Origin of the sequence: Streptomyces sp. NPDC058880, from assembly GCF_042742535.1 — a bacterium.
In the GTDB taxonomy this organism is placed as follows: domain Bacteria; phylum Actinomycetota; class Actinomycetes; order Streptomycetales; family Streptomycetaceae; genus Streptomyces.
Window position 1 is genome coordinate 94,547 of sequence record NZ_JBHYMC010000007.1, and the last position, 18,174, is coordinate 112,720.

At 70.4% G+C, this 18,174-nt stretch carries 15 protein-coding genes; 4 read left to right on the forward strand and 11 right to left on the reverse strand.

The window, feature by feature from the left end:
* Positions 1-352: 352 nt before the first annotated feature.
* Complete coding sequence (locus ACFW2G_RS06610; RefSeq protein ID WP_384581950.1) at positions 353-937, forward strand: hypothetical protein; 585 nt, start codon at positions 353-355, stop codon at positions 935-937.
* 106 nt (positions 938-1,043) lie between these two features.
* On the opposite strand, the gene ACFW2G_RS06615 is transcribed toward ACFW2G_RS06610, so the two are convergent.
* From ACFW2G_RS06615 to ACFW2G_RS06625, 3 genes are all read right to left on the reverse strand, one after another.
* On the reverse strand, positions 1,044-1,730 hold the full coding sequence (locus ACFW2G_RS06615; protein WP_384581948.1) for an HNH endonuclease family protein: 687 nt from the start codon (positions 1,728-1,730) through the stop codon (positions 1,044-1,046).
* Positions 1,731-1,920: 190 nt separating this feature from the next.
* Positions 1,921-2,277, reverse strand: a complete 357-nt coding sequence (locus ACFW2G_RS06620; RefSeq protein ID WP_384581946.1) for a DUF6233 domain-containing protein — start codon at positions 2,275-2,277, stop codon at positions 1,921-1,923.
* 4 nt (positions 2,278-2,281) lie between these two features.
* On the reverse strand, positions 2,282-2,527 hold the full coding sequence (locus ACFW2G_RS06625) for a hypothetical protein (protein ID WP_384581944.1): 246 nt from the start codon (positions 2,525-2,527) through the stop codon (positions 2,282-2,284).
* 790 nt (positions 2,528-3,317) lie between these two features.
* On the opposite strand from ACFW2G_RS06625, the gene ACFW2G_RS06630 reads away from it, so the two are divergent.
* Positions 3,318-5,303: a hypothetical protein gene (locus tag ACFW2G_RS06630; protein ID WP_381150184.1), complete on the forward strand. Its 1,986-nt coding sequence runs from the start codon at positions 3,318-3,320 to the stop codon at positions 5,301-5,303.
* A gap of 612 nt (positions 5,304-5,915) precedes the next feature.
* Positions 5,916-6,449 carry an EF-hand domain-containing protein gene (locus ACFW2G_RS06635; RefSeq protein WP_384581941.1) on the forward strand — a complete coding sequence of 178 codons (534 nt, stop codon included), beginning with the start codon at positions 5,916-5,918 and terminating at the stop codon, positions 6,447-6,449.
* Between the two features lie 114 nt (positions 6,450-6,563).
* Here ACFW2G_RS06635 and ACFW2G_RS06640 read toward each other — a convergent pair whose 3' ends face one another.
* From ACFW2G_RS06640 to ACFW2G_RS06650, 3 genes are read right to left on the reverse strand one after another with little or no spacing between them, the layout of a single operon-like run.
* Positions 6,564-7,568, reverse strand: a complete 1,005-nt coding sequence (locus ACFW2G_RS06640; protein WP_384680867.1) for a S8 family serine peptidase — start codon at positions 7,566-7,568, stop codon at positions 6,564-6,566.
* A 35-nt stretch (positions 7,569-7,603) separates the two neighbouring features.
* Positions 7,604-8,770, reverse strand: coding sequence for a hypothetical protein (locus tag ACFW2G_RS06645; RefSeq protein ID WP_384581939.1), 1,167 nt, complete (start codon positions 8,768-8,770; stop codon positions 7,604-7,606).
* A complete protein-coding gene (locus ACFW2G_RS06650; protein WP_384680869.1) occupies positions 8,767-10,212 on the reverse strand; it encodes a cytochrome P450 in 1,446 nt (481 codons plus the stop codon). Before ACFW2G_RS06650 ends, ACFW2G_RS06645 begins: the two co-directional genes overlap by 4 nt.
* A 290-nt stretch (positions 10,213-10,502) precedes the next feature.
* On the opposite strand from ACFW2G_RS06650, the gene ACFW2G_RS06655 reads away from it, so the two are divergent.
* Positions 10,503-10,829, forward strand: a complete 327-nt coding sequence (locus tag ACFW2G_RS06655; RefSeq protein ID WP_384581935.1) for a hypothetical protein — start codon at positions 10,503-10,505, stop codon at positions 10,827-10,829.
* A gap of 432 nt (positions 10,830-11,261) precedes the next feature.
* On the opposite strand, the gene ACFW2G_RS06660 is transcribed toward ACFW2G_RS06655, so the two are convergent.
* The 5 genes from ACFW2G_RS06660 to ACFW2G_RS06680 all read right to left on the reverse strand — a co-directional run bounded on the left by ACFW2G_RS06660 (position 11,262) and on the right by ACFW2G_RS06680 (position 18,020).
* Positions 11,262-11,675: a hypothetical protein gene (locus tag ACFW2G_RS06660; RefSeq protein ID WP_128837767.1), complete on the reverse strand. Its 414-nt coding sequence runs from the start codon at positions 11,673-11,675 to the stop codon at positions 11,262-11,264.
* Between the two features lie 201 nt (positions 11,676-11,876).
* A complete protein-coding gene (locus ACFW2G_RS06665) occupies positions 11,877-14,060 on the reverse strand; it encodes a TniQ family protein (protein ID WP_384581933.1) in 2,184 nt (727 codons plus the stop codon).
* The gene (locus ACFW2G_RS06670) at positions 14,057-15,175 is read right to left on the reverse strand and encodes an AAA family ATPase (RefSeq protein WP_384581931.1); all 1,119 of its coding nucleotides are present in this window, start codon (positions 15,173-15,175) and stop codon (positions 14,057-14,059) included. The genes ACFW2G_RS06665 and ACFW2G_RS06670 overlap by 4 nt, the downstream gene beginning before the upstream one ends.
* Positions 15,172-17,301, reverse strand: a complete 2,130-nt coding sequence (locus tag ACFW2G_RS06675; protein ID WP_384581929.1) for a helix-turn-helix domain-containing protein — start codon at positions 17,299-17,301, stop codon at positions 15,172-15,174. The genes ACFW2G_RS06670 and ACFW2G_RS06675 overlap by 4 nt, the downstream gene beginning before the upstream one ends.
* Positions 17,298-18,020, reverse strand: a complete 723-nt coding sequence (locus ACFW2G_RS06680; RefSeq protein WP_381150194.1) for a TnsA-like heteromeric transposase endonuclease subunit — start codon at positions 18,018-18,020, stop codon at positions 17,298-17,300. Before ACFW2G_RS06680 ends, ACFW2G_RS06675 begins: the two co-directional genes overlap by 4 nt.
* Between the last annotated feature and the right edge of the window lie 154 nt (positions 18,021-18,174).

Here is an 18,174-nt window from a genome sequence, read left to right on the forward strand (position 1 = left end):
TCACTGACAGCTACACCCATCCGCCCCGCAAACCGGACATCGAGGTCGGTACACTCCGGCGCACCACCGGGCGCACTCTTCCGCCGCCTCACCCGGCCGGACCAGTGGATCAAGTAACAGCCGTTCTGCGGAGTTCTTCGCACACGAGCCCGTGATTCGCACATGTGTCATGGCCTGCGGCAGGTCGATACACCTTGGGCGACGCTCCTTCGTCCGTCGCGGGAAACCGCGGGGCACGTCCCGTACCGCTTTCGATGGATCCCGGTACGCGGGCACCCCCGTCGCGGCAGCCTGGACGTCGCAGGCCGGCCGGTAGGCCGATCGCGTAGCCGCCGGGGAGGGGTTGGTCGTCATGGACAGGGTGCTGAAGGCGTTGGGGGCCGCGCACGAAGGGTCGGTGGGGGTGCTGCTGGCCGACGGCACCGAGCCGGGCCCGGTCTACTTCGACGTCGGCAGTGGCCCGCATGTGCCGTCGTCGACCCGGTGGCACGCCTACGACGGCCGGTACGGCCGACCCCGGGCCGCGCTCCTGCGGGGCAGCTGCTCGTGCGGGTGGCGGAGCGCGGCCGAGTACCCGCTCGACTGGACCACACTCCCCGACGACAAACCCCTCTACGAGGTGGACGTAGACCTGTCCGGGCCGATCGCGGACTACACGGCCCACCTGTCGGTGATCCGGGAGGGGGCCGTACCGCTCCCCACGGAACTCACCGAACTCCTCAACGACCTTGTCGGCCAGCTCGACCGCCTGGCCGTCGAGGAGCCGCTGGTCGCGCTGAAGGCTCTCGCGGACCTGCGGTACGTCATCACGCGGACCGGCCAGGACGCCGCGTACGAACTCGGTGCGTGCGACGTGCCGCTCAAGGTGGTGGCGACCGCGCTCGGTACGAACGAGGCCGCGGCGCGCACCTACCTCAACGACTACCTCCACCCCTGACCCACGCCGCCCGGCATCGCACACCGCTCGGTCGACACGTGGCTCGGCGAGGCATGACGAAGGGCCGCCGCGCATCAAGGCGGCGGCCCCTCAACCCGCACCCGCTCTACGGGGCGGGGGTGAACTCCACGTCGGTGCCGCCGCAGCCGGCCGCGATGTCGAACAGCCGGTCCCGCTCGGCCTCGTCGACCGCGAGGCCCCAGCGGAGCTTGGTGGCGGTCCACTCGGCACCGTACCGGCACAGCGCGTCCGGCGCCGGCGGCAGCCACTCCGCCGGGTCCTGGTCCGCCTTGCTCCTGTTCGAACGGGCCGTGACCGCGACCAGGGAGGCAGGCTGGCCCTGGTCGTTCGCGTACGCCTCCCGCCGCCCCGCCGTCCACGCCGACGCCCCGGAGTCCCAGGCCTCGGCGAGCGGGACCATGTGGTCGATGTCCAGCGCCCCGGCCGGCGTCACCTCCCGCTCGTCGTAGTACGACCACCAGGTCCCGCCGGTCAGGGTGCAGCCCGGCCCGATCTCCGGATACACGACCGCCTCCGCCAAGAGGACCTCGGCGCGGGTGTTGCATCCGTCCGCCGGAATATCGCCAGCGTTCCAGTGCCGGAAGGAGGTCCGCTGATAGCCGGTCCGGTCCTCGGTGGCGAGCGGCAGCGCGGACACCGCAACCCCGATCGGCAGCACCTGCGGCACGACGGCCGGGGCAGCGGGTTGTTCGGCCGCATGCGGGGCCGTAGGAAGGGACAGGGCCAGGGTGAAAGCGGCGGCCACGACAGCGGACCGCTTCAAGATCATCATGGCTTGGTTGTACCGGCCCCCGCACCATCAACAACAGCCCACCCCGCCCCGGTTCACCCGCCCGCGCATCCCGATTCACCGGCGAAACGCCACTGCACCCCGCCTCGCCCCGCCCCGCATCGTCATCCGGCGGCCGCACCCGTGCCTTCACCCAACGCCGAGGGGCGGCTGCTGACGGTGCCGGACGGTCTCAGCGTTCCAGGAGACCCAGTTCGCTGTCGGGCCGACACAGCGGGCACGCCACGGCGTCGGGGACCGTCAGCAGGATCTCCCGGACGCTCTGCGCGGTCGCCGGGCGGCCGCGGCTGCTCATCGGGCAGTCGCCGGTGTGGACCCGCTCCGGGACGCGGCCGACGCCGATGCCGTACTCGATCCACCACTGCGGCGGCTCCGGCGCCGGGCGGCGCCGAGCCTTCTCGGCGTCGGCCGCGCGCACGGCGGCGATCCTCTCGTCCACGCGGGCCAGGGTCAGCTCCAGCCAGCGTCGTATCACCAGCAGCTGGTCCAGCGCGGGCGGCAACGGCAGGAGGGGGTCGGGGCCGGACACGCGCCTACGCCGCCTCGGGCGCGACGGGGTCCTCCGCAGGGCGGGCCTGTTTCTTCAGCTCCATGCGCGCGGACACGACCTCCTCCCGCGACACCGTCGCCCAGTGGGGGTGGTCGGCGACCGAGACCGCCAGCTCCCGGATCTCGGACCACATCCGGTCGACGGTCTCCTTCTCCTCCTCCGACCAGCCGGGGCTGTCGGGCACGTCCCCGCGGTGGGAGAAGCGCTCCGCGCGCGCCCAGCCCTTCATCGGCTCCACACTCCACGGCAGCCCAGCCAGGAAGGTCCGATGCTCGGTGTGGGCACGGTGCAGCCGCTCCTGGAGCTTGAGGAGATCGTCGGGGAAGGAGCGCGCGTCGGGTAAGTGAGGTCACCCTTCAATCGTAAACCTGTTCGATTTATGTTGGGAACGCGCCGCTCCGCTCCGTCCCCGTACGGCCCACCCGCGGGCCCGCCCCGTACGGACCCGCACCTCACGCAGGCTCGCTAAGGCGGTGCGACGCTGTGGGATCTCAAGGCGCGCGTCACGTCGCGATGCTGTGAGCTGGCAGTCTCCTGTCTGTCTCACAGTGATGGCCATACTGCTGTCTCAGGAGCGTGGCCATTTCCTCAGTCTGCGGCCGAAGCCAGTAGCGGGGGCCGTGGTGGGCGCCTGGTTTCTACTCGTAGAGGCCGCCCAAAGCGGCGACGATCATCGCAGGGTCAGTATGGCCCGGAAAACTGCGGTCGGCGCATGTCAAGGCGGCACTGCAACGTAGCCTCGGCCATCAGCTTGACCAGCTCGGCAACACGGACCTGGTGGCGCGGGTCGACGAACCGACCGAGGCCGTACAGCGGCTGGTCGGCAAGCGGGATGGCCGCGAGTCTTTCCCAGGTGATGGTTTTGGCGGTGCTGTCCGCAGTGGGATGTGCGGCGTGCCGGACAGACGAAAGATCGCTGACTGTAAACAGTCTGTCGCTTTGTGTTGTGCAGCGAAAGGATCCATGGGCGCGGCCGTATCTCTTGTGTGGGCTGTGCCTGTCGAAGGTAGGGAGTGCTCATGGAATCCGTCGAATTCGGGACCACGCCGGCCGAGCGGCTGGAGCGGGTGCGGGGGCAGTTGCGGGGCGAGCCGGTGACGGGCACGCGGGCCGGGCAGCGTACGCAGCCGTCGCCGGGGTCGAACCTGCTGCTGGGGGTGATGCTGCACGCGGCGGCCCGCCTGGAGGCCGGCCTGGAGCTGACCGACTTCGAGGCGCGGATGGTGGCTCCGCTGCGGCTGCTGCTGCCTGAGGAGGAGGTCCGCGACTTCGGGCGCCTGTACCGGGAGGAGAGTGCTGCGCGCAGCACGGCCTCCGTGTTCCCCGAGGTCCTCACGTCCCGCACCCTGGAGCAGGGCTATGCGGCGGCCGACCTCGTCAAGGACCTGCCCGCGCTGCGTGAGGAGGTGCTCGCGCAGGCGAATATCAACATCGTCGACCTCGACAAGGCGGAGCCGGGCCAGGAGTCCTGGGACAGCGCGGAGTTCATCGCGGGCCAGGCCGCCTACGGCTACGGGGCCACGTTCGTCACCGCCTCCCAGGCCCCGCCCGCCGACGACCCGGGCGTGGCTGCTTCGTTCATCGGCCGGGTGGACATGTACGCGTTCTTGTGTGAGGACGAGTCCAACGAGTGGTCGGCGTCCGACGAGATCTACTGGGGGGCCAGCTCCGTGGGGGCATTCGGCGCCCGCCAGGAGCTCCTCAGCCGGGTGTTCACCAACGTCGACAAGGGAGAGTGGCACAACTTCGACCAGAACACCACGCTCTACTACGGCCGGGTGAACACCACCTTGGTGTGCAACATCTCGTGCTGGGAGGAGGACGACGGCGGCGCGGAATGGCAGCGCCAGCTGCGCGACAAGCTGCGGGCCATCAGCACCGAACTGCTGAAGTTCGTCGATGTCATGGAGATCTACGGCTTCTTCGCGCCCCAGTACGGCGATTTCCTCGACTACGTCACGATCACCGCGATCGTCGCCCGCATCGTGGCCTGGCTGATCGACCTGTTCCGCAACAACGACGACCTGATCCAGGAGCGCACCCTGGTCTTCAGCCAGGACGCGCTGCGCAAGCTGGTGACCGAGGGCGGGTCCGGCTCGACCGGCTGGGTCTTCAACGGCGGCGACGCCGAAGGCCGCCACCGCCTGCAGCTCAAGTGGATCGGCAACCCGCCCCCCGCCGACAACCCCGGCGACCTCAAGGTCCTCTCCCCAGCAGGCGGCCAGTGGGGCCCCATCACCCGGCTGCGCGGCGCCACCGACTCCGAGCCCGCGCTCGCGGTCGTCGGCGGCAACCTCCATGTCGCGCAGCGCGGCATGGACGACAACACCTGGGTCGGCAGGTTCAACGGCACCGCCTGGGGCGGCTACACCCAGGTCCCCAACCACGTCTCCCGCACCGCCCCGGCCCTGGCCGAACACGGAGGCAAGCTCTACCTGGCCACCTGCGGCGACGAGGGCAATCTGTACGTCACCCCCTACGAGGGCAGCTCCTGGGGCAACGCTGCCAAGCTCCCCGGCCGCAGCTCCGCGGCACCCGCCCTGGCCAGCCGCGGGGGACGGCTGTTCTGCGCGACCCGCGGCCGCGAGACCGACGCGGGTGTGTACGTCTCCGCTCTCAACGGCACCACCTGGGCCAACTTCGAGATGGTCCCCGACTTCAAGACCCCCCACGCCCCGGCCCTCGCCGAACACCAGGGCAACCTCTACCTCGCCGCCGTCGGCGTGGACGGCAAGACCTACGTCACGTGCCACAACGGCAGCACCTGGTCCGCCGCGACCAACCTCGGCGGGATCACCGACAGCTCCCCGGCCCTGACCGTCCGCGGCGGCGTCCTGTACTGCGCGGTGCGCACCCTGGAATCAGAGATCGCCCTCAACTCCTTCAACGGCACCACCTGGACCGGCTTCGGCCAGCGGGTCCCGGAGGCGGCGACCATGTCGGGGCCCGCGCTGGCCGGCGGCAGCGGGGACACCCTCCACATCGCCTACCGCAGCACCACCTGACGGCCGCGCCCGGGGATGCCCTGCGGCCCGCCGCCATGGTGAGCCGCAGGGCACCGACCCGACCTCGCCACCGGGGTACGAACACGCGCTCACCCGCCGTCCGGAGGCCGCAGCCGGGAGCGTTCGGCGCGGGCGTTTTCCGAACACCAGCGTGCGGAAGGTGTGGCGCACACCGGTGAAGGGCCCGCGATTGCGGGTGCAGGAAAATCTGGTTGGTGAACACCGAGCGGCACTCCGCCGCGCCCACCAGCAGACGGAACATGCGCCTCACCGTGCGCACGCCTCTGCCCTGTCCGAACACAGCCGCATGACAAACGGGTAGGAATCGCGCATCAGTCCGTCGGTGCGCTCCAGTCGACACACTGTCCCGACACAGGTCCTGTGCTGGTGAGGGGTGAGCGTGTGGCATCGAACGCCGAGTGATGGCACACGCTCACGTGGGTGCCGCTTTCGAGAAACTGTCCGATCGTACGTGCCGATCGTCATCCGTCGGGATGGAACGGGCACCGTTCGCCGGAGGGGTCGGCGGCGGGGCGCCTAGCGTGCGTGTCACTGCCGCCCCGCGTAGGGGGCGGCCCCGGACATCCTAGGAAGCCCCCCATGCCGAGTGCCGTGACGAGCCGGAAATTCTCCACCATGTTCGACTGGTTCGACCAGGACCGTGACGGGCAGCTGACCCAGAGCGACTTCGCGGCCACCGCCGGGGTGTTCTCCCGTGCGGCCCGCGAGGACGACCACACCAATATCGGTGCCATCCGCACGGCGTTCGACCAGTGGTGGCAGCTCCTGGTCAAGCACGGGGACACCGACGGCGACGGGCAGGTCTCCCGTGAGGAGTTCGTCACCGTCATGGAGGACACCGTCACCACCGAGGCGCACTTCGAACCGGCGGTCATGGCCATCGCGGACGCCGTCATGAGCGCCGTCGACACCGACCAGGACGGTGTGCTGAGCCTTCAGGAGTACGTCCGCCTCTACGACACCCTCGGCGTCGACAGGGACGTCTCCACCGCCGCCTTCCACCTCGTGGACCGCGACGGCAACGGAGTGATCAGCTTCGCCGAGTACCGGGCCGCGATCGTCGAGTTCTACCTCAGCACGGACCCGGCCGCGCCCGGCAACCACCTCCTGGGCCCCGCAGCCTGACCGGCCCGTCCCATCGCCACGCCGGACCACAAGCCTGTGCTCCGCCGGCCGACCACACGGTGACGGAGCACAGCCCGGTCAGGAGGTGAGGGGCCGGCCGGGCTCCCCCAACCTCTACTCGGCGCCGTTGTAGAGCAGCGCGTTGGGCACGTCGCTGGGCAGGCCCGTCACCGCGTTCTTCGTGGCCATGCTCTTGATCTTCGCGTCCACGTGGTTGGCCGGGGTTCCTTGGGACAGGAGGGTGGCCGCGATGCCGGCGGCGTGTGCGGCGGCCATCGCGGTTCCGGACTGGGTGCGGGTCGCGAGGCGACCGCCGGTCCAGGCCGAGACGATGTCCTCACCGGGGCCCAGCACGTCCACACACCTGCCGCGGTTGGAGGCGGGCCAGAGCTTGTCGTCCCGGGTTGTGGCGGCGACCGTCACGGCGCGGGCCGCGCCGGCCGGGGAGATGTTGCAGGCGTCTTCGTGTCCGTCACCGGCCGGGACGACAACGACGACGCCCTTGGCGGCCGCGTCGTTCACCGCCTGGTCGAGAGCCCGGCTCTTGCGCAGAGTCGACCCGATGAGGATGACGTTGCCCCTCGGTCCCTGAGCGTTGGCGAGCGCGGAACGGATGCCCTTGACGAGGTCTTCCGCTGTGGCGGTGCCGTCGCAGCGGGCAACCTTCACGGCAATGAGCTTGGTCTTCTTCGCCACGCCGTACGTGTTCCCGCCCACGGTGGCGGCCAGGTGGGTGCCCCAGCCGTTGCAGTCCCGGTCGGTGCCGTCCCCGGTGACGTTGCCCAGCCAGGTGGCTCGGCCTCCGAAATCGGTGTGCCCGGTCTCGATGCCCGTGTCCAGAACGAACACGTTGACACCTGCACCCGCGTTGTCGGCGTACCTGTACGTCCAGGGTCCGGGCCCGACGGGCGTGCGCTGCCAGACGCGGGCCAGGCTCCAGGGAGCGTCCGGCTGTGTCGCTGCCCAGGCGCTTGCGACCGAGCACATGGTCAGGACGCAAGCTCCGGCCGTCACACGGCTCCATGCTCGTCGGGCCATCAGTTCCTCCTTCTTGGGCAGAGGCGCCGGGCTCTTGCCCCGCTGGTGGCCAACGAGCCTCTGGAGCTGGTGGACACGCATCCGCCGGCGCCCTGTCCTTCTGCCCGTGAACGACGTCAGCGGCGGGGTGTACGCGCAGGTTCCGGGATTGCCTTTGCGGTGGCCGGCCGGGAGTGTGCGGGTCGCTCGGTGGCCGGGGCGGGGACGTGCTCGTGGGGCAGGTAGAGGGTGCGGTCGGGGGTGAGGATGACGGTGGCGTCCCGCAGGCCGTTCCAGGTGTGGCCGCGGCCGTTGTAGCGGGGGGTGAGGTAGGACCATTCGAGGTTTCCGGCGATCATGGTCTCCAGCGCGGCCAGATAGGCGCGCAGGTCGCCGTCGTGGCCCGCCGCGCCGGCGCGCAGTTCGGTGGCGAGGTGGTCGAACTCTGTTTCGGCGCGGTGGACGGTCGCCGCGATGCGGTCGACGGCCGCCTGGAGGTCGCCGCCGTTGGCGGCGAGGGCGAGCTGGATCTCGTTCATGGTGTCGCCGCTGTAGAGCTCCTTGCGGTAGGAGAAGACGTCGTTGACGCCGATCCAGTGGCGTGCGACCAGCATGTTGAGGCGCCGTAGTCCGGGCAGCTCCTCCAGTCGGGGGCTGAGGTCGATCCCGAGGCCGAATTCGAGGAGAGGGAAGCAGCACTCCCCGATCGAGCTGCTGCGGTACCTCTCGTAGGTGGCAAGGTCCAGTGCCGCGAGGTCTTGGACGAGGTCACGTTCGGCGTGGCAGGCCTGGAGGAACTCGTGCAGGGTGCGCGCGTAGCGCTGCCACACCGGTTCGGGTGCGAGGGAGCGTGTCTGGTCCCGCAGCTGGGTGAAGGCCCGGGTGAAGGCGGACTCGACGGCGGGCGCTCTGCCGTCGAGGACGGACGGCAGTTCGTGGATGCCCAGCTGCCGGATCCGGGCCGGGGATGCCTGGGCGAAGACGTCATCGATGCTGAACAGGACATCGATCCACGCGCAGACCAGCTCGATGCGGTCGGCGCGGGCGTCGGCATAGGTGAGCAGGTTCCACAGGCTGGTGCGGTGCTCCAGGAACACCTCCAGCTCCTCGCGGCTGTCGTAGGCGTCGGACAGGAGTGCGGCAAGGCGGCCCGCACACCGCTGCTCCAGTTCCTCGAGTCCGGGGCGGCGCGGGGCGGGCGTGAACCGGGGGAAGAGCGGCATCCGGAAGCTGGGGTGGGCCTCGGACGGCATGGCCTTGCCGCCGGCGGCCGTGTCGTCTTCTGCGGCGGCGGGCGTTCTCATACCTGCTGTCCTGCGCCGGCCCGGCGCCCGTGGGCCGCAGGCGTGCGGCGGGTCGCAACCAGCGGCCCGGCCTTGGGAGTGAGGAGGAAGCGGGGCAGCGGCCGCAACGGTGAGCTGCCGGCTTTGCGCAGTTGCCAGCGGCTGCTGATGGTGGCGAGGGCGAGGATGGTCTCCGTCATGCCGTAGTGCTCGCCCAGGCACTTGCGGCGTCCGCCGCCGAAGGCGGTGAACGCCTGGCGTTGGGCAGGGGTGACGCGTTCGGGCAGCCACCGGTCCGGGTCCAGACGCTCCGGGTCGGGGAACACGGCCGGGTCACGGTGCAGGGCGTAGGGGGAGATGATCACGTCCGCGCCCGCTGGAACGGTGAACCCGGCGAGCAGGGTCTCCTCCAGGCTGATGCGGCTGAGCATCCAGGTGGGGGGCCACAGCCGCAGCACCTCGGTGAGGACCTGCCGGGTGTAGGGCAGGCACCCGATGTCGGCGAGCGCAGGAGAGCTTCCCGCGAGTTCGCGGTCGAGCTCGGCCCACAGCCGGCTCTCCACCTCCGGGTGGTCGGCCAGGGCGTGCAGGGTCCAGGCGAGCAGGGAGGCGGTGGTCTCCACGCCCGCGGCCAGCACCGACAGCACCTGATCACGTACCTCCGTATCGTCCAGCGGGCGGCCGTCCTCGTCGGCGGCGGCCATCACCAGGGACAGCAGGTCCTCCCCGGGCGCCTCGCCGGTCCGGTACTGCCTGATCACCTGGCCGACGGCCTGCTCCAGGCGCGCCTGGGCCTGACGGAAACGGCGGTTGGCCGGCAGCGGGAAGCGGTGCAGCAGCGGCCACGGCACCAGCATCCGGCGGAACATGCCCTCCAGCAGCACCGGCAGAGCCTCTGCCATGACACCCGCCGCCTCGCGGCCGGCCGGGGCCGCGATCAAAGTCCGCGCCACCACCCGGGCCGCCAGCCCGTACATGCGCTCTTCCACATCAAGGAGCTCACCCTCCCGCCAGCCGCTGACCGCCTGCTCCACGACCTCACCCATGACCGGGGCATACCGGGCCACCTGCTCACGGTGGAACGCGGGCCGCATCACCGGCTGCTGACGCCGGTGGTCGGCGTTGCTGCACGTGATCACACCGTTGCCGACCAGGACCCGCGCCGTGTCCATGAACGGCCCGCCCTTGTCGAACACCGGCGACACCAGCACCCGGTGGGCCGCCTCCGCCGTGTTGACCACATACACCGCACGGCCCGCGAGCTGCACCCTCACCACCGCCGGCCCTTCCCGCAGACAGCTGAGAAAGGCGAGGGGATCACGCACCAGCCCCCCGACGTGGCCCAACCACGGCACGCCGCCCCCCAGCCGCTGAACCTGCTCAGCCCCCACCGCGCCAACCCCCTCCGACACCTGCCCGGCAGCACGCCGAACGACAACCGCCTGGACCCCTGCGGGAGACACAGAACCGTTTCCTCATCCCCGCACGCCCCAGCCGCACCACGCTTCGCGAAAGGCTTGCCCACGAGCCGGCCGCTCATCCGGATGCGCGGGGGCGCACGACAGCACACCCACGGCGCGCGTTCCCACGCCGGCGGGCACGAACACGAGGAGAGGGCGGGCAGCCCTGTTCGGCCATCGGTGGGGCGTTCTGCTCAATGCCCTACCTCGAATGGAGGGCGGTTCCTCTTCGCGGCTGAGTCGTTGGCCAGGCCGTAAGACGATCAGCAGCTGCCCGCTTCCCGGAGGTGTTGATGAGGTTCCGTTCTCTTGCCGCGCCGGCCGTGGCTCTCACCTTCTGCCTCGTCGGCGGAGCCGCGCACGCCCAGGACAACCCCCAAGACGACGGCTTCAGCATCGGGACCGGCTCCGCCGGATTCGGCGGCCAGCAGGGACTCACCCAAGGGGGCGAGGGTGGCGAGTTCCCCGCGATTCAGAACACAAACCCCTCCGTCGACAGCCCGCCTCCCACCCCAAATTTCAATCAGAGCTGCAAGGGGCCGGACTGCAAACCACGCCGCTTCACCATCGACTTCAGCAGGATCGTCAACAGGCGCATCCTGCCCCCCGACAACGAGTAGCCACGACAGGCCGGCCGACGCGCCGTGGCGGGCCTCCACCACGGCACGCCGACGCATACCGCGCAGCCGCTCCGGGTAGCCCGGCCCTCGTCAGCCACGAGGGCGCTGAGTGGGAGTCCGTCCGCGGACGCGACGGTTACCTGTGGAGCCATGGCTACGAGTCAGGCGAGTGGCACGACCAGCGTTCGCCAAGGGGCGTGCGGCCCTTGGTTGAGACCGCGGCGGTCTCCCTCTGCGACACGCTGTACGTCATGTACCGCCGCTGATCCAGACACGGAAGGCGCCGCTCCTGACAGCCGGTGTCTCAGCGCCAACGCCCCCTCCGACTGGGCTCGCCGGCAGACCCTGTCGAAGGAAGCGTGTGTGGGTTCCCCGGCTGCCCGCTCGCAGGCTGCCCCGGGAACCACACGTGCGAGGGAGGTTTTGCCGTGTTCAGGCCTTGAGGCTGACGGGGAAGCAATCGGGGGTGGTGCAGCCGATGATCTGGTGCTGATCAATGGGCAGCAGGCGGCTGGTGACTGGTGCTGCTGTCGTGGTGGTGGCGGGACGGGCGGTGTATTCGGCAAGGACGTTCCCGGCCCCGTCGACGGCGGTGACGATCGAGGGGACGATGGTGCCGCCGGTGACGACGAGCTGCGGCACCCGGCCCACGTACCGGATGCTGAAGGTGCCCACGTCCTCCGCGGTGACCTCGGCCACCGGGACCTGGACCAGCCCGTCCTCGCCGCCCTCGGGCTTGATCTCGGTGACCGGGATGCGGCTCACGTCGGGCGAGGCCGGGCCGTCGCCGGTTCCCTGAAGCGTCCCGAGGTCGGTGATACCGGTCTCGGGCGTGATCTCGGACATGTCGTCTCCTTGCGTGCTGGCGTGCTGACTTCCTGTTCAGAGGGTTGCAGCCCGGGCGACGGGGCATCGGCGACTAGCGCGACGATGGCCGAAATCCGGCTGTGCGGCGCAAAGCGCACCTCTCCGTGTGCCGCCTCACGACGATGACCAGGCACCTGTCTCAGGAGCGTCGCCATGAGCTCATCGGCCGCGTCGCCGCCGTCATCGTCTCCTCGGACGGCCCGGGTAGGAACCAGCCGGGCGCAGTCGGACACCGTTCTTGAGGAATGCGAGCCGGACGGTGGCGAGGCTCGTTCCTTCGAGGTCGGCGATGTCCTGGAGGGACAGGCGGTCCTGTTCGTACCAGGTGCGCCACTGTTTCAGGCGGGTGAAGGTGTGCTGGGTACGGCGGAACCGGGGCGGGCTCCAGTCGATGGGGTACTGGGACAGCAGGTAGACGACGTGGTCGGTGGTCGTGTTCAGAGTGCGCGCGAGGCGGGCGATGGAGAAGTCTCCGCCGGGCACGGCCCGATGGAGCTGGGTGACGGTGACGCTGTCCGGGTCGGGCCCGGGGAGTGCGAGGTGGCGTAGAACACGAGCGGGGAGTCGGGGCGTCCACTGGAGGGGTTCGTTGATGCCGTGCTCGTTGAGGAGCGCGTGCGCGGTGTGGGCCAGCAGGTCGGCTTCCGCAGGAAGGATTCGCCACCGGAACCGCTGGTACTGCCGGCGCTGCGGTTGGGTGCCGGTTGCGAGGTCGGGGTGGGCGAGGTGCGGTGGCGAGCCGGTCAGGGTGTGGAAGATCCAGCGCTGGGCGTGCGCGGCGTCGGGGTGATGGTTCGAGCGCAGGCGTCGCTGCAGATCGAGCCAGGCTCGTGGGTCGATGAAGTGGGGGCGGTTGATGAAAAGGGCTCGGCGGCGCGCGTAGTCGATGGGGGCATCGTGGTTGTCGAGGTGGTCGGCCAGGAGGATAAGGGCGTGCAGGACGTCGGCGCAGTCGCTGCGGCGGGTGAGGTCGGCCAGGAGCGTGGACACATTGTGGCTGGTGACGGTGGTGCCGGTCAGCCGGGTCGCGGCCTGGATGGAGGTCGTATTGCCGGCGAGCAGGCAGGCGACGGCCAGGAGTTCATCGGCGCGTTGGGCCAGGGGCCTACCGCTGGGGTGGCGGGGAGTCAGGCGCAGGGCCCACTCCGGCCAAAGGGCGGTCGGCAGCATGCCGGCCCTGGCGTCGTGGTTGGCCGGGGGCCGGGTGGAGTGGACGGCTGTGCGGTGGCGCAGGCGGGCCACCGGCATGATCTGCGATTCGCGGCTGCAGCGCAGGGCCGCCTCGAGAATAGGCGAGAGCGTGCCGCCGACCGAGACGACACCGGCCGGGTAGAGGACACGGCCCGAGGCGGCCACCCGGTCGGTCAGCCACCGCGCTGCCCGGGCAGCTGCCGGGACGTTCGCGGCACGCAGGATCCGAAGGGCCGAAGTGATCGCCACGGCGGTGGCCGCGGCGTCGTCGGGCGCGTAGTAGCTGTGCACGTCACTGCGCCGGGTGTCCGGATCGCGTTGCGAACGCGGAGGCAGAGGGTTGGCCCGGTAGCGCTCAAGGCGTTCGAGGACCTCGCCTGGAGCCACAGGGCGGAGGTCAACGGTCGTCGCATGGTTGAGGATGAGGGCTCCCAGGCTCTTCACGTCCCGCAGCGCCGCCCGCAAAGGCACCCCGCCCGGCCCGTACAGCGGCCAGCGAACCAGCCGGTCGGGAGTCGAGAGGGCGTCGTTGATCAGGTACTGGGTCTCCTCCAGGACTCCGCCGGGCGCGAGCGCGGTAACCGGGGTGTCGGTCAAGGGGTGGTGGCAGCGTCGTGGGCGGGGGCCGCCGCCCGGGGACGCGCTCGAGCACCGGCCGGGAAGGGGCACCTCCCCGCGGGGGTGGGAGCGCAGGCGGGGAATGCGTTGGCAGGCCGGGCAGCGGTCGGCGAGCAGGAGGTGGTGGCGGGTGCATGCGAAGGTCCAGCCCAGCCGCCACGTCACCTGCCAGCGTCCGCCGCTGTCCGACAGACAGGCGGGACAGAACCGTGACCCGGCCCGCCCCCACAGGATCTGCCGGTGCACGCGGCGCTGTCCGGGCACGATGACCACAGCATGCCCGTCGTAGGGCTGCAGGGTCATTGCCGTCAGGACATCCGCCGGGGTGCCGGTGACCGCGGCGATGGCGGCCAACTCGTCGGGGGTGGCCAGTGTGGTCCAGCGCGGCAGGATCGGGGCGGCCGCGGCGGGGTCGCGGTTGGGGAGACCGAGTGCGCTGAGCACGTCGGTGAAGGGGCAGTTCAGGCGGGCGGCGACGGCCTCCAGCCAGGAATCCAGAGCCTCTCCCGGATAGGGCGCGTGCCGGATCGGCAAGGACCGCCGGACGGGCTTCATCCTGTGGTCCGCGCGCTGCGGGGACGGCTGGTGGCCTTCCCCGCGCTAAAGGCGCAGTCGAGTTCGCGGCGGGCCTGTTCGGCGGCCGCATCGTTCCTGACCTGGTCGAGGAGCTCGCGGGTGAGGCATTCGGTGCCGGTGCGCTGGGCGCGCTGGCAACCGCGGTTGACCAGCGTCATCAGGGATCCGATGTGGCCGGTGCTGCGGGCGAAGAGATAGTCGGACAGGTCGTCGGCGAGCATGCCCGGATGGGTGTCGGCCAGGACGATGCGCTGTTCCAGGGCCAGCAGCAGCCGGCGCCACTGGTGGCGGCCCTGCTCGGTGGCGATGGTGAAGGGCGGCATGTCCAGACGGGTGGTCCGCCGGCCGGTCTGTGCCAGCGCCGTCTCGCCGAGCGCCTCGCCCTCGCTGAACAGGCCCTTGTCCGCGAGGCCGACGCCGACCTTCAGGAGGGTGACGGGGAACTCGTTGGCGATCCACTTCAGGTGGTTGCTGACCTCAATGCCGCTGGTCCTGCGCCACTTCAGGAAGTGCAGGTCGTCCAGGATCAGCAGGCGGACCTCGCAGGACAGCACACAGTCCAAGGCCTGGAGCCCGAGCTGGGCGGCGGTGGAGGTCTGCCGGCCGGGGTGACCGAAGAACTCCAGCATCGCCCGGTTCAGATCCTTCATCCCGGTGTTGCCGGTCAGGCCCACCCGGCATACCGGCCACCGCTCGTGCCCCTGCGCGGTGAACGCCCCGTGCTCGGCGATCTCCCGGCGGTGGAATTCGGCCGCGAACGCGAGGACCGCGGTGGTCTTGCCCAAGCCCGGGAAAGCATCCACCGCCACGGCGCCCTTCGCCTGGTCGCCGTCCTGCAGATTGCTGTCGACGATGTCCCACAAGTCCTCGTGGAGGGCGGCGAGCTGAGGGGTGCGGATCGGCCCCAGGTTCGCGTGCCACTGCCGGCGGGCCCGGTCATAAGCCGCCCGCTCCGCCGCCGTCAAGGCCCGCAAGGCGCTCTGGTCCAGGGTGTCGGGGCGGGTGCGGCGCGACGCGTCGACGAATGCTTTGAAGTCCTCCTTCCGCGACAGCGCCAGGTTCCCCGGATCCTGCCGGGCCACCGGGCCGGTCACACGTCCTCCAGGGCATCGGCGTAGAAGTCGTCTTCGCCGGGGAACGCGTCGTCGCCCTCGTCGTCGTCCCCGCCTTCTGCTTCGTCCTCGGCCGGCGCGGGGTCGGGGTGCCCCGCGCCGTGGCCCAGGGCCCGGAGGACCAACGGCAACCCGGCTGCGGCACTCGGCTCCCCGATGGGCGGCAGGGTGATGGCGGCCTGCTCGCGGGACATGCGCAGCGCCATGCGCCGCTCGGCCAAGGTGGTGCCCAGCCCCAGGTTCCAGCGCTCCAGGAGGTCGGCGACGGCGAGCCGGTCGTCGGGGTAGCGGTACTTCGCCGCGGCCAGCTTCCGGGCGAAGGCCAGGGCGTCTTCGCTCAGCGGCATCCGTGCCGCCGGCGCGTGCTCCCACACCAGGGTGTGCCACATCCGGGTGTCGGGGTTGCGGAAGTAGATCCGTGTGATGTCGTCCGGGTCGACCTGGAACGGCCAGGCGCCCCGTACCGGCCCGTCGAACGGGCTGCGGACCCCGGGATCGGGCAGGCCCGGGCCGCGGTAGCGGCGCCGGTCGATCTCGACGCCGTAGTGCTGGACCGTACGCCACTTCGTCGCCAGGAACTCGAAGGCGAGATCCGGATCCCGGGGCACCTCGATGTAGCCGGCCCGCGCCATGCCGTGCTCGAACATCGCCGCCGGCGACATCCGCAGCCCCGGCAGACCGGGATCGACCAGGCTCGCGTGCTGCCGACAGTGGTAGACCGTCGCGGTCCACTCCCGGATGATCGCCTCCAACTCGTCGAGGAAGAAGAACGCATCGCCCTCGGGGTGCTCGCCGCGCGAGTGGATGTCCGGGCCCTTGTAGCCGGGCAGAGCCTCCAGAATGCCTTCGCGCAGGGTGCGGAAGAACCGCTCCACGGGGCCCTTGTCCCTGCCCGTCCGCAGCCGGGCCGGCTGGATGGAGATACCCATGCGGCGGCACACGCTGGTCAGGTGCTCCGAGACGTAGACCTTGCCGTGATCGACGACCAGCGTCTCGGGCACCAACGGCGGCGACGCCAGCCCCGGACCCACGGCGCCTTCGACGTCCACCAGGACCGTGCGCGGAATCCCGTGCTCGGGCCAGACCGCACCCCGCGGCCAGTCCCGCCCTGCCGGCCGCGGCCGGAAGCACTGGAACAGCACCGCGCTGACATCCACCGCCTTCGTCGACACCGGCGTCACCCGGATCCCGGTGACACAGCGTGTGTACCAGTCCATCGCAACCGTCAGCTCGGCCTGCACCCACCTCAAGGTCAGCGGATCACACGCGAACACGTCCAGCCGCGTCGTGTCCATGACCACGTACTCACCCGGCCTCGTCGGCCGAAGCTTCCCGTACGGGCCCTCCGGCCGGCCGGCGATATCCCTGTTCCGCTTGGTGCTCAGCCGGAACAGCGGATGCCGCCGCTCCAGCTCGGCCACGACCCGAAACGCCGTCGCCCGGCTCGGCTGCGGCACCACGCCCGGCCCGAACCTGGCGATCACCCGGGCCCGCGTCCGCTCGATCACCAGCGTCCGCGACGGACGGGACTGATCAGTGTGCTCGACCATCACCTCCAGGACGGTTTCCACCCAGCGGTCATCGGCCGAAGCCGCCGGACCACTCGACAGCCCCTTCTTGGGCGCCAGCCCTGCCTCGCCGCTCTCACGGAACAGGGCTACCCATCGCCGCACCGACCGCGCACCGACTCCGAGCTCTGCCGCCTTCGCCGCGTACTTGGCCGCCAGCGGCACCCCGTCGGCGAACGCAGCTCTAGGCTCTCCCGCACGCGCCAGCTCCGCGCTGCCCGACCGGAAACCCGTCAAGACCTCTCGGACATGCTCGGCACGCTCAAGAACCCGTCGCCGTTCGCCCCCGTCCAGTTGGCTCAGAACCACGGACGCGATCTGCTCGACATCATCCGCCGTCGGCCCTGTCCCCTCGGGGATCAAGCGGGCGCGGTCGGACAGCAGCAGCTCCCGCAGAGCGAGCCGCCGGAGCAGCCCCTGCCCGTCCTTGAGCACCACTTCGTTGCCGGCCGCCGTCGCGGCGATCTCCACCACCTCGACGGTCTCCCCGTCGTAGCGGAAGCGTGTACCGACCCCCACCCGGGCCCCTGCACCACTCACACCCGCCCCCTCAGCAGTCCTGCCGGACGGAGCGGCTCGCTCAGGTCTGTGGTCAGCTCGTGTCTCCACAGCAGGTGATAGATCGCAGCTCGGACCCGCGCCTCTGCCTGCCGAGGCAGCACGCACCGTACGGCTTCCCCGATTGGGACACCGTCGAGGTCGGCACTGCGCACCGCATCCAGCAGGTCAGGTGCGAACAGCCACCCACGGCGGAACCCAGCGAGGAAGAGAAGGTTCGCCAGCTCCGCTTCCCGCGCTTCGCTCCACACCTCGTGGCGCCATCGGCGAGCTTCCACAGCCTGCCGCGTCCACTCGAAGGTGCAGGCGACCACTGGATCCAGAAGCCGATGGTGAGGCTTGACGTCCACCACCACGGGACCGTTCTCGGTGATGAGGAGGTAGTCCGGGATGTGCCTGCGCACCTTCCCCTCCAGCACAGCCTTCAGCAGGAACGGCTGGGCGACGATGCCGAGCACAGCAGGGTCAAAGTCGGCGTACACAAGACGGGAGAGTTCCAGACGTGACTCGTAGATCACGTGCTTCTGCGTTGTCGTCGACCAGTACGACCCCGAGAAGTGCCTTTGCCCCCTGTACCAGCGGAACGTCCTCCATGGACTGGCCGAGCGCAGCAAATCCAACGAAGCAGTCGCCCAGCCTTGGTCCTCGACGACCGCATTGCTCTGAAGGCGAACACTGAACGTAGTAGTGCTATCGGTCATGACACACCCCTGCAGCCGGCCGGTGGCAGGGAGGCCGGACTGCCGAGAGACTGTCCAGAAGGGGACTGTGCTACTTCGCCTTCACCCAAAAGAGCGAGCAGGGTGGCCGGGGAGTCTCAGATCCGTGGCCAATCGGCCACGAGGTGGCCAATAG

Coding starts and splice junctions, on each gene's coding strand:
- ACFW2G_RS06645 (WP_384581939.1), bottom strand. CDS start 8,770: ATGAGAACGCCCGCCGCCGCAGAAGACGACACGGCCGCCGGCGGCAAG.
- ACFW2G_RS06660 (WP_128837767.1), bottom strand. CDS start 11,675: ATGTCCGAGATCACGCCCGAGACCGGTATCACCGACCTCGGGACGCTT.
- ACFW2G_RS06610 (WP_384581950.1), top strand. CDS start 353: ATGGACAGGGTGCTGAAGGCGTTGGGGGCCGCGCACGAAGGGTCGGTG.
- ACFW2G_RS06625 (WP_384581944.1), bottom strand. CDS start 2,527: ATGAAGGGCTGGGCGCGCGCGGAGCGCTTCTCCCACCGCGGGGACGTG.
- ACFW2G_RS06630 (WP_381150184.1), top strand. CDS start 3,318: ATGGAATCCGTCGAATTCGGGACCACGCCGGCCGAGCGGCTGGAGCGG.
- ACFW2G_RS06615 (WP_384581948.1), bottom strand. CDS start 1,730: ATGATGATCTTGAAGCGGTCCGCTGTCGTGGCCGCCGCTTTCACCCTG.
- ACFW2G_RS06640 (WP_384680867.1), bottom strand. CDS start 7,568: ATGCGTGTCCACCAGCTCCAGAGGCTCGTTGGCCACCAGCGGGGCAAG.
- ACFW2G_RS06665 (WP_384581933.1), bottom strand. CDS start 14,060: ATGAAGCCCGTCCGGCGGTCCTTGCCGATCCGGCACGCGCCCTATCCG.
- ACFW2G_RS06680 (WP_381150194.1), bottom strand. CDS start 18,020: ATGACCGATAGCACTACTACGTTCAGTGTTCGCCTTCAGAGCAATGCG.
- ACFW2G_RS06655 (WP_384581935.1), top strand. CDS start 10,503: ATGAGGTTCCGTTCTCTTGCCGCGCCGGCCGTGGCTCTCACCTTCTGC.